The organism is Mesorhizobium sp. M8A.F.Ca.ET.057.01.1.1, from assembly GCF_003952565.1.
Taxonomy (GTDB): domain Bacteria; phylum Pseudomonadota; class Alphaproteobacteria; order Rhizobiales; family Rhizobiaceae; genus Mesorhizobium.
Map to the genome: position 1 here is coordinate 5,250,792 of NZ_CP034454.1, position 14,488 is coordinate 5,265,279.

Annotated in this window: 17 protein-coding genes; 7 read left to right on the forward strand and 10 right to left on the reverse strand. The window is 63.2% G+C overall.

What is annotated here, in order from left to right; genetic code table 11:
- Window positions 1-6: 6 nt before the first annotated feature.
- The 3 genes from EJ077_RS25025 to uxuA form a co-directional block, all read right to left on the reverse strand.
- Window positions 7-858, reverse strand: coding sequence for an IclR family transcriptional regulator (locus EJ077_RS25025; protein ID WP_208697111.1), 852 nt, complete (start codon window positions 856-858; stop codon window positions 7-9).
- On the reverse strand, window positions 858-2,000 hold the full coding sequence (locus EJ077_RS25030; protein WP_208697112.1) for an ABC transporter substrate-binding protein: 1,143 nt from the start codon (window positions 1,998-2,000) through the stop codon (window positions 858-860). The genes EJ077_RS25025 and EJ077_RS25030 overlap by 1 nt, the downstream gene beginning before the upstream one ends.
- A gap of 120 nt (window positions 2,001-2,120) precedes the next feature.
- Window positions 2,121-3,305, reverse strand: coding sequence for a mannonate dehydratase (gene uxuA / locus EJ077_RS25035; RefSeq protein ID WP_208697114.1), 1,185 nt, complete (start codon window positions 3,303-3,305; stop codon window positions 2,121-2,123).
- A 135-nt stretch (window positions 3,306-3,440) separates the two neighbouring features.
- Between uxuA and EJ077_RS25040 the strand changes: the two genes are divergently transcribed.
- The 5 genes from EJ077_RS25040 to EJ077_RS25060 all read left to right on the forward strand — a co-directional run bounded on the left by EJ077_RS25040 (window position 3,441) and on the right by EJ077_RS25060 (window position 7,802).
- Window positions 3,441-4,229, forward strand: a complete 789-nt coding sequence (locus tag EJ077_RS25040; protein ID WP_245458546.1) for a FadR/GntR family transcriptional regulator — start codon at window positions 3,441-3,443, stop codon at window positions 4,227-4,229.
- Window positions 4,222-5,007, forward strand: coding sequence for an SDR family NAD(P)-dependent oxidoreductase (locus tag EJ077_RS25045; RefSeq protein WP_208697116.1), 786 nt, complete (start codon window positions 4,222-4,224; stop codon window positions 5,005-5,007). The genes EJ077_RS25040 and EJ077_RS25045 overlap by 8 nt, the downstream gene beginning before the upstream one ends.
- A 4-nt stretch (window positions 5,008-5,011) precedes the next feature.
- On the forward strand, window positions 5,012-6,127 hold the full coding sequence (locus tag EJ077_RS25050; RefSeq protein WP_208697118.1) for a mannonate dehydratase: 1,116 nt from the start codon (window positions 5,012-5,014) through the stop codon (window positions 6,125-6,127).
- Window positions 6,127-6,828: an RraA family protein gene (locus EJ077_RS25055; RefSeq protein ID WP_245458547.1), complete on the forward strand. Its 702-nt coding sequence runs from the start codon at window positions 6,127-6,129 to the stop codon at window positions 6,826-6,828. The genes EJ077_RS25050 and EJ077_RS25055 overlap by 1 nt, the downstream gene beginning before the upstream one ends.
- A gap of 119 nt (window positions 6,829-6,947) precedes the next feature.
- Window positions 6,948-7,802, forward strand: coding sequence for a DUF1236 domain-containing protein (locus EJ077_RS25060; RefSeq protein ID WP_208697119.1), 855 nt, complete (start codon window positions 6,948-6,950; stop codon window positions 7,800-7,802).
- A 123-nt stretch (window positions 7,803-7,925) separates the two neighbouring features.
- Here the strand turns inward: EJ077_RS25060 and EJ077_RS25065 are convergent, their stop codons facing one another.
- Window positions 7,926-8,537, reverse strand: coding sequence for an alpha-ketoglutarate-dependent dioxygenase AlkB (locus EJ077_RS25065; RefSeq protein ID WP_208697121.1), 612 nt, complete (start codon window positions 8,535-8,537; stop codon window positions 7,926-7,928).
- Window positions 8,538-8,696: 159 nt separating this feature from the next.
- On the opposite strand from EJ077_RS25065, the gene EJ077_RS25070 reads away from it, so the two are divergent.
- Together EJ077_RS25070 and EJ077_RS25075 are read left to right on the forward strand one after the other, a co-directional pair.
- The gene (locus EJ077_RS25070; RefSeq protein WP_208697123.1) at window positions 8,697-9,134 is read left to right on the forward strand and encodes a GFA family protein; all 438 of its coding nucleotides are present in this window, start codon (window positions 8,697-8,699) and stop codon (window positions 9,132-9,134) included.
- Window positions 9,135-9,201: 67 nt separating this feature from the next.
- The gene (locus tag EJ077_RS25075; RefSeq protein WP_208697125.1) at window positions 9,202-9,402 is read left to right on the forward strand and encodes a KTSC domain-containing protein; all 201 of its coding nucleotides are present in this window, start codon (window positions 9,202-9,204) and stop codon (window positions 9,400-9,402) included.
- A gap of 18 nt (window positions 9,403-9,420) precedes the next feature.
- On the opposite strand, the gene EJ077_RS25080 is transcribed toward EJ077_RS25075, so the two are convergent.
- The 6 genes from EJ077_RS25080 to cyoC all read right to left on the reverse strand — a co-directional run bounded on the left by EJ077_RS25080 (window position 9,421) and on the right by cyoC (window position 14,485).
- A complete protein-coding gene (locus tag EJ077_RS25080; RefSeq protein ID WP_208697126.1) occupies window positions 9,421-10,680 on the reverse strand; it encodes a DUF763 domain-containing protein in 1,260 nt (419 codons plus the stop codon).
- A gap of 111 nt (window positions 10,681-10,791) precedes the next feature.
- Window positions 10,792-11,328, reverse strand: a complete 537-nt coding sequence (locus EJ077_RS25085; protein ID WP_208697128.1) for a response regulator transcription factor — start codon at window positions 11,326-11,328, stop codon at window positions 10,792-10,794.
- Window positions 11,318-12,670 (reverse strand): ATP-binding protein, encoded by a 1,353-nt coding sequence (locus EJ077_RS25090; protein WP_208697130.1) that lies wholly within the window; start codon window positions 12,668-12,670, stop codon window positions 11,318-11,320. The genes EJ077_RS25085 and EJ077_RS25090 overlap by 11 nt, the downstream gene beginning before the upstream one ends.
- Window positions 12,667-13,482: an SURF1 family protein gene (locus EJ077_RS25095; protein ID WP_208697131.1), complete on the reverse strand. Its 816-nt coding sequence runs from the start codon at window positions 13,480-13,482 to the stop codon at window positions 12,667-12,669. The genes EJ077_RS25090 and EJ077_RS25095 overlap by 4 nt, the downstream gene beginning before the upstream one ends.
- Complete coding sequence (gene cyoD, locus EJ077_RS25100; protein WP_208697132.1) at window positions 13,479-13,856, reverse strand: cytochrome o ubiquinol oxidase subunit IV; 378 nt, start codon at window positions 13,854-13,856, stop codon at window positions 13,479-13,481. The genes EJ077_RS25095 and cyoD overlap by 4 nt, the downstream gene beginning before the upstream one ends.
- Entirely contained in the window at window positions 13,853-14,485 is a 633-nt protein-coding gene (gene cyoC, locus EJ077_RS25105) for a cytochrome o ubiquinol oxidase subunit III (protein WP_210212141.1), read from the reverse strand. The genes cyoD and cyoC overlap by 4 nt, the downstream gene beginning before the upstream one ends.
- Window positions 14,486-14,488: the final 3 nt, after the last annotated feature.

Consider the following 14,488-nt stretch of genomic DNA (forward strand, 5'->3'; position numbering starts at 1 on the left):
CTTTTGTTAGTCGCTGAACGGGTAGTCCCGCCGTTCCGGGTCGGCACGTAAAGAAGAGGCGGAGTCGGACCAGCCGAGTGCCGCCGATATCTTTTCGGCGGCGGCCTGGGTGCGTTCGAAAACGGCTTCGCGGCCGAACCGCGCCGCCTTTTGCGGCAGCAGTGGCACGGTGAGCGCGGCGATGACGGCACCGGTGTGGTCGCGCACCGGCATCGAGATGTTGGTGCAACCCTCGACGGCCAGCGAGGCGCGCATCTCGTAGCCGAGCCTCGCGACCTCGTTCAGCCGCGCCTCGATTTCCGCCCGACTGCCCTGGCCTTCACCGGCGGCCACGATGCGCTCGACGATGCGGTCGCGCTCGGCCCGGTTCGAATGGGCAAGCAGCACGGCGCCCGAACTGGTTTCGAGGATCGGGAAATGCGACCCCAGCGCCACCGAGTAACGCATCGGCAGCGGGGAATCGATCTGCAGCACCACCAGCGCGTTCTGTCCTTCGCGCACCACCAAGTGGCAGCTTTGGTCGGCATTGGCGGTCAGTTCGCGCATCACCGGCAGCGCGCATTCGACCAGCCGGTTTACCGGCGGATGCATATGCGCCAGTTCGAACAGCTTCAGCGAGAGACGGAAACGGTCCGACTGGGTGCGGAAGATGTAGCCGCGCTTCTCCAGGAGAAGCAGGATGCGGTAGATCTCGTGGATTGAGCGTCCCAAGCCGGCCGCGATCTCGGTCTGGGTCAGCGTCTCGGCACTCGAGGCCATGAACTCCAGAACGTCGAGCGCCTTGTCCACCGCCGGCACGCGATAACCGCTGCGGCCGGCTTCGCCGTCGTCGAGTGTATCGGCAACACTGGCGGCCATCACGCAATGCTCCGTTCCGGTTGCATGGTTTCGCGGTAGAGGCGATTGACGAGGTCAGCGAGGTCGGCCGCCGATACCTCACCGGCGATGGCGGCGGCCGCATGCGGCGCGCATTCGCGGAAGAAGGCGATGAAGCCCGGATGCGTCGGACGCAGATAGGACGAGGCAATCGTCCGAAGCGTGGCGCTGAAGAAACCGCCTGAAAGCGCGTTGACCTCAGCGTCTTTCCAGGCAGCGAGCGATCCCGGCTGTCCGCCCGCCTTCACATAGTCGCCGCGCTGGTAGTGTGGCGAACACAGGAAGAGTGCATAGTCGATCGCGGCTTGTTTGTGTTTCGACTGGGCGCTGACGCCGATGCCGGCACCGCCGAGCAAGGCGCCGGCGGAGCCCGGTGTCGGCACATCGGCAAAGCGCAGATATGGCCCGTCGGTTCTCGCCGCGTAGTTCACGTAGCCGAAGGCGAACGGCACATAGACCACGTCGTCATGCGCGATCATGTGGTCATAGCAGCGGATCGGGTTCCATTTCGACGAGTCCGGATGCGACAGCGCTGCCAGCTCCCGCAACTGCGCGATGGCCTGCTCGACCCTTTGCCTGGCGATGAATGGCTCACCGACCTCCTGCGGATGGCCGAGCGTCAGAAGCATGCACATGGCATCCGTCGGGACCGAGGGCAGACCGAGCCATTTGCCGTCCTTGCGCGCAAGCCGGCCGAGTTCCAGCACCTCGTCATGCGTGCGCGGCACCGGCCCGTAGCGCTCCAGCAGATCCGGACGATAGGACGCGACCTGACAGGCGGCATCGATCGGCAGTGCCCATTGGCGTCCGTTCCTTTCGTAGGAGCGCCATGACGCGCCGACTGAATCCTGCTCGAAGAAGCGCATCTGCTCCGCCGACAGATAGGCGTCGAACGGCACCATCAATTCATCCTGAGCGATGTCGCCGATGAAGGGATGGTCGAAAACGACGAGATCGTAGGTGCCGAGTACCGGACCGAGCGCGCCCTCGCCGAATTCGTAGAGGCTGCGGCGATCCCATTCGATTTCCAGGCCGGGATTGCCAGCGCAATAGGGCGCGACGCTGGCGTCCAGCGGACCCCAGCAACGTCGATGATCCCACGCAAGACCGCGCAGTCTTGTCATTTCAGGCAATTCCTCCCTGGAGCCGGGCATGACCGCCCGGCCCGCCGACTAGTAGCAGGTATTTTCACATAGACAAGTAACTTTTACATATGCAAACGGCAGTTCGCCGTCCGACTGACCTCAGGCCAGGCCGAACCGCTCGACGGCGCGCATGATGCCGCGCAGCTCGGCGAGGCCTTTCAGCCGACCGATCAGCGAGTAGCCGGGATTGATCTTTTTCTTGCCGATGTCGTCGGCGAGCAGATGGCCATGATCCGGACGCATCGGGATTTGCCAGTCGGCGCGACCCTGTGCGCGGCGGCGCGCCTCTTCCTGCATCAAAGCGAGGATGACATGCGCCATGTCGGTGCCACCCTCGAGATGCTCAGCCTCATAGAACGAGCCGTCCTCCTCGATGGTGATGTTGCGCAGATGGACGAAATGGATACGGTCGGCGAATTCCTTGACCATGGCGACGATGTCGTTGTCGGCGCGCGTGCCGTAGGAACCAGTGCAGAAGGTCAAGCCATTGGCGGGGCTGTCGACTGCGTTGAGGATGAAACGCGCATCCTCGGCCGTCGAAACGACGCGCGGCAGGCCATAGAGCGAGAATGGCGGATCGTCGGGGTGGATGCACATGCGCACCCCCGCCTCTTCAGCCACCGGAATGATCTCGCGCAGGAACCAGGCGAGGTTATCGCGCAGTTCCTTCGGCCCGATCGCATCGTATTCCGCCAGGGCCTCGCGAAAACTGTCCCTGTTATAGCTGCGCTCCGTTGCCGGCAGGCCGGCGATCAGGTTGCGCTCGATCTGGTCGATCTGCTCCGGCGTCAGCGCCTTCAGGCGTTGCTCGGCCTCGGCGATACGCGCCGGCGTGTAGCTTGCCGCGCCATTCTTGCGCTGCAGGACAAAGAGATCATAGGCGGCGAAGTCGATGGCGTCGAAACGCAAGGCATAACCGGTCGTCGGCAGCCGGTAGGCCAGATCGGTGCGGGTCCAGTCGACCACCGGCATGAAATTGTAGCAGATCGTCGCGATGCCGGCCTTGGCCAGCGCGCGGATGCTGTCGCGATAATAGCCGGCATAGCGCTCGCGCTCCGGCGCGCCGATCTTGAAGGAATTGTGGACCGGGATGCTCTCGACCACCGACCAGGTCAGCCCAGCCGCCTCGATGATGCGCTTGCGCTCGAGCACATCGGCCTCGGGCCAGGCCCTGCCGTCATAAATTTGGTGAAGCGCTGAAACCACGCCGGTGGCGCCGGCCTGTTTGACATGCTCAAGCGTTACCGGATCGTCGGGACCGTACCAGCGCCAACACTGTTCCATGAAGTCTCCTCACTGTTTAGCGGCGACCATATTGTTGGACCATGGCCCTGTCAACTGAACCTTTTTGGCCTCGCATGGTTGATTTTCCGCCAGCCAAACCCTACTCTGGTCCAACAAATAGCAAGGAATTAGCGGTTGGAACAGGCAAGTCACGAGCCGATGGAAACGTCGGACGAAGCAGGGATCAGCAGCTCGGCGGTCGACCAGACGGTGCGGCAGATCCTCGACCTTATCCGCACTCGCGCCCTATCCGTCGGCGACGTCCTGCCTACGGAACGGGAACTCGGCGAGTTGTTCGGCGCCAGCCGCAACACGATCCGCGAAGCGCTGCGCACCATCCGCACCTATGGCCTAATCGACCCCAAGCCGCGTGTCGGCGCGGTACTGGCCGATCGGCAAAACGTCGCGATCCAGAATTTTTTCGCCGCGCAAATGGACATATCGAAAACCTCCTTTCACGACATTCAGGGCTTTCGCCGCATCATCGAGGTGAGCATCGGCGACCACATCATCCTCAATACCAGCGTCGCCGAACTCGACGCCCTGGACGAGATCAACGGCCTGATCGAGACCGCCAGGGATGTCCAGGAGGCGGCACAGCGCGATTTCGATTTCCACCTGGCGCTGATGAAGCTCGCCGGCAACCGCATGCTGGTGCAGACCTACCAGTTCCTGTCGCCTGTCATCCTGCACATCATGACCGTCGGCAAATCCATCCGGCCGGTGCTGAGTGAAACACGCCGCGCCCATGGCGAGATCATCGCGGCGCTGCGCGCCCGCGACCGCATCGCCTACAGCTACCTGATGAGCAGGCACCTGGACTTCGGCCTGCGCTTCGTTCCCGACGATCTCGAAAACGCCCGAACCGCGCCGGTGCCGCCGCTGTCGGACGTCCCATCTTCCAAGGAATTGCCCCATGCTTGATTTTGAGAACAAGGTCGCGCTGATCACCGGCACGACCGGCATCGCGCTCGCCACCGCGAAGCGGCTGGCGCAAGGCGGTGCAGCGATCGTCGCTTGCGGCATCGACCGAGCGGCCAATGCCGCCATGCAGGAGAGCCTCGCCAAGGCCGGATCGAATGCTCTGGTGCAGACGGTGGATGTCTCGGTTTCCGACCAGGTGCGCGAGGCGGTAGCGGCCGGCGTCGCGAAATTCGGCGGCATCGACGTCATCGTCAATTCGGCGGCGGTGCATCCCTATGGAACGGCGACGACGACCGACTGGGAAATCTGGAACCGCGCAATGACGGTCAATGTCGGTTCGATCTATCTGACCGCCCATTTCGGCATCCCTGAAATGATCAAGCGAGGCGGCGGCGCCATCGTCAATGTCGCTTCGGTGCAGGGCTTTGCCTGTCAGCAGAACGTTGCCGCCTATGCCACGACCAAGGGCGCCATTCATACACTGACGCGTTCGCTGGCACTCGACTATGCCGCATCGGGCATAAGGGTCAATTCGGTCAGCCCAGGCTCGATCCGCACGCCGATCCTGGAGAAGGCCGCGCGTGTCGACGGCGGCAGCGACGCCGACGTCGAAGAGGCCTACAAACGGTTCGGCGCGGCCCATCCGCTCGGCCGCATCGGCGAGCCGGAAGAGGTGGCCGAGCTCATCGCTTTCCTGTGCTCGCCCAAGGCCGGCTTCTGCACCGGTGCGGACTATAAGATCGACGGCGGCCTCACCGCCGGCATCGGCGTGAAGTAGAGCCATGAAGATCGGTCTTGGGCTTTACCGGGAATCTCTGACAACGGACAATTTCCGCTTCGCCCGCCAGGCGGGCGCCACGCACATCGTTGCCCATCTCACCAACTATTTTCGCGGCCGCGACCCTTCGCTGTCCGCCGGCAGCGAAGCCGAGGGCTGGGGCGATTGTTCCGACGACGAACTCTGGGACTACGAGGATTTCGCCGGCCTGGTGAAGACCGTGCGCGACAATGGCCTGGAAATCGCTGCGATCGAAAATTTCTCGCCCCGCTTCTGGTCCGACGCGCTGCTCGGCGGCCCGGACAGGGCAAGGCAGATCGAGGGTCTGAAGCGCCTTGTCCGCGATGCCGGACGCGCGGGCATTCCCTGCATCGGCTATAATTTCTCGATTGCCGGCGTCTGGGGCTGGTCGCGCGGTCCGTTCGCGCGTGGCGAGGCGGTGTCGGTGGGCTTGGACCTCTCGTCCATCGACCCCGATCTGCCTCTCCCCGACGGAGTCGTCTGGAACATGCGCTACCGCGCCGGCCGGCCGGATTCCGAACCGGTGAAAGTCAGCAGCGACGAGCTCTGGGAGCGGCTGGACATGTTCCTGCGCGAGATCGTGCCGGTGGCCGAAGAGGCCGGCGTCATGCTGGCGGCGCATCCCGACGATCCGCCGGCCGAGGCGCTGCGCGGGGCGGCGCGGCTGGTCAACCGGCCGGAGAAATACGACCGGCTGATGGATATCGTCGACTCGCCATCCAATGGGCTTGAACTCTGTCTCGGCTCGCTGCAGGAAATGCCAGGCGCCGACGACATCTACGACCATGTAAGGCGCTTCGCCCGACGCGGTCGCATCGGCTACATCCACTTCCGCAACGTACGCGGCAAGGTGCCCAGATATCACGAGACCTTCGTCGACGACGGCGACATCGACATGGCCGAGATCGTCCGCATCCTGCGCGACGAAAACTATGGAGGCGTGATGATCCCCGACCATACGCCGGAAATGTCCTGCGACGCGCCATGGCATGCCGGAAAGGCCTTTGCGCTGGGCTATATGCGCGCGCTGGTGCAGAACGCCGCGGCGCTCGGGCCTTCCCGCACCGACCAATCCACTGACGCTCGGAGGCAAGCCTGATGGCCGGATCTATTCGCCTCTATGGTGACGATGCCGAAATGTATCGCCTGTTCGAGGCCGAACTCTTCGTCGCCGTGGTTGGCGACGTGATGGACACGCTCGGGCTGCAGCACCAGTTCCTGCCGCCCGTGTTCAAGCCGGTCGACGACAAGACGCGGCTGCTCGGGCGGGCCATGCCGGTGCTTGAGACGGACATCTTCCTGTCCAATGGACCGACGCACAATCCGCTGATGACCAAGCCGTTCGGGCTGATGTTCGAGGCGCTGGACGATCTGAAGCCCGGCGAGATCTACGTAGCCAGCGGCGCCTCGCCCCGCTACGCCCTATGGGGCGAGCTGATGTCGACCCGCGCCAAAATCCTCGGCGCGCATGGCGCGCTGGTCGACGGCTTCGCCCGCGACACGGACGGCATCAAAGCATTGGGATTCCCCTGCTTCTGCACCGGCTACTATGCACAGGATCAAGGCGTGCGCGGTAAGGTGATCGATTACCGGTGCACGCTCGAAATCGGCGGCGTGCGGATCGAGCCGGGGACGCTGCTGTTCGGCGACAAGGAAGGCGTTATCGTCATCCCGCGACAGGCCGAGGAAGAAGTGGTGCGGCTGGCCTTGGAAAAAGTGCGTGGCGAAAAGCTCGTCGCCAAGGCGATCCGCGAAGGCATGAGCGCGGTGGAAGCCTACAGGACTTTCGGCATCATGTGATCGGTCCCGAGGGGCTTAGGTCCAGCCATGGGGTGGGCATTAACGCATCCAGTTCGGAACAATCTTTTTTGGTGGAAGTTCTCCCCTTGAAGGGACGAACTCTCCGAAGGAGATTTCCTATGAAACATGTTCTGATGACCAGCATGCTTGCGATCGGGCTCGGCTGCGGGGCGGCGATGGCTCAGACACAGCCCGCCGAAAGCCAATCAGGAGCGGACACAAACTGCGCTTCCGGCACGACCAACTGCCAAAACGGCTCGAAGATGAAGGACCAGGCACAGGGTACCAAGGCCCAGACTGATCAGCAGGCTCAGGGCAAGGCCAAGATGAAGACGGACGAGCAGGCCCAGGGCAAGGCCAAGGTCCAGACCGATCAGCAGGCCCAGGGCAAGGCCGGTGCCAAGACGGATGAGCAGGCCCAGGGCAAGGCCAAGGTCCAGACGGATCAACAGGCCCAGGGCAAGGCCGGCACCACGACGGACCAGCAGGCCCAGGGCAAGACAAAGGTCCAGACCGATCAGCAGGCCCAGGGCAAGGCCGGCACCACGACGGACCAGCAGGCCCAGGGCAAGGCTAAGGTCCAGACCGATCAGCAGGCCCAGGGCAAGGCCGGCACCACGACGGACCAGCAGGCCCAGGGCAAGACAAAGGTCCAGACCGATCAGCAGGCTCAGGGTAAGGCCTCCACGCAGGACAAGACTTCGACCGCGTCCATCAACAATGTGACGGTCGAACAGAAGACCCAGATCACCCAGGTGTTCAGGGAAACCAAGGTCGAGCCGGTCGCCAGCGTCAATTTCGACGTCTCCGTCGGCGTCGAAGTCCCGCGGCACAAAATCAGGCTGCATCGTTTGCCGGCTCGCATCGTCAAGATCGTTCCGGCCTACGAAGCCTACGAGTATTTCGTTCTCGCCGACGGCCGGATCGTCATCGTCGATCCGGATACATACAAGATCGTGCTGATCCTGACCTAGGAGCAATTCCAGGAAAAGATTAGAGCACGACATTGCTCAACCCGCCCCGCCGCACGCGGGTCGGGTTGAGCACTCATGGCGAGATGGATGTGGACCGCTTTCCCGTGCAAGCCTCAGCGCAGCTCAGGGATTCCGAGGCCGCAACGTTCGCAAGGTGATCGAGTACCGGTGCTCGGCAAGCGGCGGGATGCTGTGCTCCCATTCTATTCGCGAAGAGCCCGTCATGAGATAGGCCGATCTCGGCTCGACAGTGATTGTCTGGCGCTCCCATCCGGGCCCATTCTTGCGCCGAAGGCGAAAATCGCAGGGCGCCAGCAGCGAGACGCCCGCGACGTCCTCGAAATGAGGCTTGTCGCGGTGCCAGCCGATACCGGCGCCGGGCCGGTATTCATTGATCAGAACCTGCGCGAAGGCCTCGGCGGGCCGGTGCGCAAAGGCCGCAACTTTTTCGCGCAGGGGCAGTAGAAAGTCAGGGATCGGCGGTGCCTCGACGACCTCGCGCCGGTCATAATCGTAGCGAAGGCCAAAACCAACGACACGCCGGTTCGCCAGATGGCCGTGGAAGTCGAAAGCCTTGAAGGGCAGTCCTTCAAGCCGTCGGACAAGTTCGCTTTCCTCTTGCGGCGTGATCAGTCCGGGCTGGTAGGCGAAACCCTCGGGCAGATCATTCTGGGCGGCTCCGAAGAGATCGTACTGGGGCGCACGGCCGGCTGTTTTCGGTTTGAGCGACGACATTGTGCCTAGATGGTGAAGGCCGGACCTCAGGGCAAGACGGGAACCGCGCTTGCTTGCCTCGGACACATCTCAAAACCGGAACACCGGAGCGGCGTGAAAGTTTAGGAGACGGCGGTTCCGTCGGAGGCCGCCGGACTTGTTCCAGCCTTGGAGTGCCGGATGCCGCGCGTTGAAACCGGGGCCTGCTTTTGCGGGGCGATTGCCGCCGCCATGGACGGTGAGCCTTTCTGGATATGCTACGATCACGATGACGATTGCCGACGGGCGATCGGCAGTCCGCTCACCATCTGGGTCGGATATCGACCGAGTCAGTTCCGCCTTTTGAAGGGAGCGCCAAAGGCGTTCTCCAGGACGCCGGGCGTTGCCCGCACTTTCTGTCCCGACTGCGGGAGCTCGATAGGCTATAGCGACGAAGGCCTGCCGGACGAGTTGTATCTGACAATCGGGTTCTTCGACAGACCAGAAGGGCTGCGCCCACAGGCCCATGCCTATTGGGACCTCAGGCTGCCTTGGGTCGACTTTGCCGACAGGCTGCCGCGCATCGATCGATATTCGAGGACACGCGACGAGAAATTCGGCAATCCACGCGACAGGTAGCACCTTCGGGCGGTACGGAACCGGACCATGCCTGGAGGGTTAATCGGAGGAGCCGTCAGGTGCCACCATGCCGTCGACCGTCATTCGAAGCACGCAATACGATCCCGCGACCAGGATCCTCTCGGTCTGGTTCGTGCCGCACGGCAACCGCTATGACTATGAGGAAGTCGCCCCGGCTACCTATGCGGCGTTCATGAGGGCTTCCTCGAAAGGCCGCTTCTTCAATAAATTCATCAAGGATCGCTACAGCTACCGTCGCGTGGCGTGATACCCCGCCACTGAACCGTCAGGCCTTCTTCTGCCCGGCGATCACCTCATCCGGCGCCGGTTCCCAACCAAAGACACTGCGGCCGCCAAGCAGATGCGACTGGTCGAATTCGCCGGCGACAATTTCCTTGAGGCTGGGACCGGTAACGTATCGCTCGACCTGCCGCGACTGATCGTCGAGCCGCCTCAATGCGCCGATTTCCTCTTCGCGGCCAAGCCTGGCCTTTTGCACGGCGGACTTCAGGACACCGATCGTCTCGTCATAGACCTTGAGCGGAACAGGGAACGGATGCCTGTCCTTGCCGCCATGCGCCAGCGAAAACCGGCCAGGGTCCGAAAACCGGCAAGGCGCGCCATGCACCACTTCGGCAACGAGGGCGAGTGCGCGCACCGTGCGGGCGCCGACGCCGGGAACCAGGAGAAGCTCGGCGAAATCGGCGGGCCCCCTCTCGGCGGCGGCTGCCATGTTGCCGTGAAGGCGATGCATCACGACATCGCTTTCGCGGACATCATGGTGAGCCGGCATGATCAGATGCGGCAGCAATGGCTGCGCCGGAGCCGGTGCGGCACCGGGTTCCAGGGCGGCGAACTCCCGAATGATGCGGTCCGGCCCGAGATCCTGGAGCAGGTCCAGTTGTCCCTGGCGCGAGGCCTCGGCGCGCCGGTCGGTCAGGTTGACGATCTCGCCCTGGTTGGCGCCTTCGATGGCGGCATGCGGCTGGTCGACGAAGCTTTTCAAACCCTCGGACAGCCAATGATAGCGGCGCGCCACCTTGCTGTCACCGTTCATGCCTTGCTGCACCACCACCCAGTCGCCGTCGTCGGTGACGATGAAGCCGTGCAAATAGAGGTCGAAACCGTCCTGGACGGCGGCGCTGTCCACCTTGGCGACCAGCCGGCTGGTGGTTGCCAGGCGCGCGCCGTCGAAGCCGATGCGCTCACCGATGGCGGCAAGCTCATGCGGCGTTTTGCGCGAATGCGCGCCACGGCCGCCGCAGACATGAATGCCAAGCTCGCCTGACAGCGGCGTGAGCCCGCGTTTCAAGGCGCCGATGACGCTGGTCGTGATGCCGGACGAGTGCCAGTCCATGCCCATGACGGCGCCAAAGGACTGGAACCAGAAGGGATGCGCCAGGCGTCGCAGCAATTCATTGCGGCCATAGTGATGGATGATCGCCTCGCACATGACGGCGCCGAGACGCGTCATGCGATCGCCCAGCCATTTCGGCACACGTCCGCCGTGAAGGGGAAGATCAGCACTGCCCGATCGTTGCGCCACGTCCTTGCCTGCTCCGGTGTCCGCGAATCTCGCACAAATAGGTATCCCGGAGCGCGCGCGGAAGCACTGAATGGTCGCACCCGGCCCGGTCGCGAGCGCAAATGCGCTCTGCTATCTCACCACGCGCTTCTCGAGCTTGCGGGCCAGAGTCCGGCGATGCAGGCCAAGCCGGCGCGCGGTTTCGGAGATGTTGAAGCCGGTTTCGACCAGCGTTTCGTGGATGCGCTCCCATTCCAGATTCTTGATCGAGGTGGGCCGGGAGGAAAGCGGCACGGAAACATCACCCTCGGCCCGGCCGAAGGCGGCTTCGATGTCATCGGTGTTGGCGGGTTTTGCCAGGTAATGGCTCGCGCCGAGCTTGATCGCCTCGACAGCCGTGGCGATGCTCGCAAACCCCGTCAGCACAACAATCCTGATCGAAGTATCGCGGGCGCTGAGCAGCTTGACGCACTCCAGCCCGGAGCCGCCGGCTCCAAGTTTGAGGTCGACGACGGCGAATGCGGGAACGGCTGTTTCGAGGGCGCCAAGCAATGCTTCCCGGTCGTGGCAGACGACGACGTCGTAGTCGCGCTTTTCGAAGGAGCGCTTCAGCGTTTTGGCGAAGGTCGCATCGTCCTCGACGATAAACAGGGATCGATCAGGCCTCACGATCATCTCCATCGGTCAGCGCCGCAAGCGGCAGCGAAAGGGTAACACAGGCGCCCTGTTCCAGGTTGCGCGCCGAAAAATCGCCTCCCAGTTTCCGGACCACGTTCATGACGAGGAACAGGCCAAGACCGCCGCCCGGCCGTCCCTTGCTCGACATATAGGGTTGGCCAAGTGCTGCCAGAATACCCTCGTCGAAACCCGGCCCGCGATCGCGTACGGAAATCACCAGCTTGTCGCCCTGCCGCTCGGCGGTGACGCCGACCCAATCCTGCGACGCTTCCTGGGCATTGTCGAACACGTTGAAGATGACCTGCTTCAGCGCCGTGTCGGATACGATCTGCTCGTCCGGGTCGAAATCGTTCTTGTATTCGAGCTTGAATGGCTGGCGACTGATGCGCCATTCCTCGACCAGATCGTCGAGGAAACCGCGAATGGTCGTGCGTATCGTTCCCTCGCCCCTCGCTTGGCCGGAAGACATCAGGATCCCGGACACGATGCGCTTGCAACGCTCGATCTGGGCCTGCATTTCGGCCATGTCGGCCGCCAGTTCGCGGTTGCGCGTGATCGTGCGCATCTGGCGCCAGTCGGACAGGATGACGGATATCGTGGCAAGCGGCGTGCCGAGTTCGTGCGCGGCGCCGGAGGCCAGCAGGCCCATGCGCACGATGTGGTCCTCCTCGGCCGAGCGCTGGCGCAGATCGGCGAGATAGGCGTCGCGCTCGCGTAGATTGCGGTTGATGCGCGTCATGAAGATCACGATCAGTCCGGCCGCCAGCACGAAGCAGATGAACATGCCCCTGATATGCAGGGACAGGAGATCGCTGCCGCCATGATGCGGGATCGCGATCGGCTGGAAGAGGAAGATGAGGAAGACGAAGCAGGCCGACGCAGCCGCCACGAGGATCCAGGTATACCTTGGCGTCAGCAGTGCGGCGCCAAGCGTGATCTGCAGGAGATAGAGCGATACGAACGGATTGGACGCGCCGCCGCTCAGGTAAAGCTGCGTCGTCAGCGCCGCCATGTCGAAGATGAGCGCAACGAAGAGCTGGATATTGGTGATAGGGCGGATACCGCGCAGGACCAGCAGGCTAAAGATGTTGAGGCCCAGCAGGAAAAGCACCACGCCGGCCATCTCCGCCAGCGGCAATGGGATATCGAACCAGTATTCCGTCGCCAGAATGGTGAGCACCTGACCAGCCACCGCCAGCCAACGCAGCTGGATGAGCAGGAACAGGTTCTTCCTGTTCGTCGCATCAGGATGCGATACTGCCCCGTTCTTGCCGGCAAGGGATGCCGCCACCAGGGATTTGTCATGGCGAAGCGCTTGCGTGGGAACGCTCATCTCGCGGGTCCTTCCCGTCGGCCCTGGCCGATTATCGGCGTGGCCATGGCAATGACGAGCATCGCAGCGAGCGTGAACCAGGTCAAAGCATAGACCAGGTGGCTGTTGCGGAAAGCGACGACGGTCAGGCCGCCGCGCGGCCAGCTCTCCATGCCGGACGCTTCCGCATCGACGAAATAGGGCGCGACATTGCTCGTCAAGCCGTGCGCGGTTGCGATGGCGGCGACGTCCCGCGAATACCAGCGATTGCCCGTGGTGTCGTTCTTGCGCAGGAAGCCGCCGCCGGATTCGCTCATGCGCAACAGGCCGTCGATAACGGCCGGCGAGGTTGGGCCGCCTCTCTCCCGTTCGAACTCAGCCTTGCGCTCCAGGGGTATGAAGCCGCGGTTGACCAGCACGACGAAGCCACGATCAGTCCGCATCGGCGTCAGCACCCAATAGCCGCCGCCAAGCTCCGTCACCGCCTGCACCAGCGTGTTGGCGCCGCCCAGATAGCGTCCCGCCAATCGCACATGGCTGTATTCGTAACCGGCCGCGGTGATGCCGTTCCAGCTCTTCGGGCCGGGCGCATCGACAACCGGGGCATGAATGCGTTGGTCGACGCGAGCGATCAGGTCGAGCTTCCAGACCCGCCTTTCCAACTGCCAGATGCCGAGCCCGACAAACACCAGCACGCCGAGGAGCCCGAGCAGCACAAGGACAAGGCGCGACACGGACGACCTGCCGGCGCGCTCTTGCGGGACGGGACGCGGGCCGATGCCTGTTTGTCCGATCGCCTCGATGGTGGTCCTCCCGGAGCCCGCCGGGCTCATGGCATCTCGCGCATGTCGTGCAGCCCGGGCATCATGTTGGCGTTGAGATGGTACATCACCCAGAGCGAACCGGTCAGCACGATGACAACCAGGATCAGCGTGAAGATCAGCGCCAGCATCGACCATCCGCCTTCCGAGGCGGTGTTCATATGCAGGAAGAAGACCATGTGGACCACGATCTGCACGACCGCGAAGGCCATGATGACGATGGCCGTGGCCTGCTTGTCATCGATGACGCCGCTCATGACCAGCCAGAAGGGAATGGCGGTCAGGATCACCGACAGGACGAAGCCGATCAGATAATTCCTGAACGATCCGTGCGCGGCACCACCATGCGCGTGGCCGTGCTCCTCGGCATGATCATGAGCGCTCATCGCAACATCCCCATCAGATAGACGAAGGTAAAGACACCGATCCAGACGACGTCGAGGAAGTGCCAGAACATGCTGAGGCACATCAGCCGGCGGCGGTTGGCCTCGATGAGACCGTGTCTCGCGACCTGGATCATCAGCGTCACCATCCAGACGATACCGAAGGTCACGTGCAGGCCGTGCGTGCCGACGAGCGTGAAGAAGGACGACAGGAAGGCGCTGCGCTGCGGCGTGGCGCCTTCATGGATCATGTGCGCGAATTCGTAGAGTTCGATTGACAGGAAGGCCAGGCCGAACAGCATGGTCACGGCAAGCCAGGCTTGCGTCGCCGCGACGCGGCCCTTGTCCATGGTCAGCATGGCGAAGCCATAGGTGATCGAGGAGAAGAGCAGCATGGCGGTGTTGACCGCCACCAGATCGAGGTCGAACAGGTCCTTGGGCGCGGGCCCGGCCGCATAGTTGCCGCCAAGCACGCCATAGGCGGCGAACAGCATCGCGAAGATCAGGCAGTCGCTCATCAGGTAGAGCCAGAAGCCGAGCATGGTGGAGCCGCCTTCGGCGTGCGCATGCTCTTCTTCCAGGTGGAAGACCGGTTCGGTACCGGCCCTGATTGCCGTCGATCTCATGCTCAAACC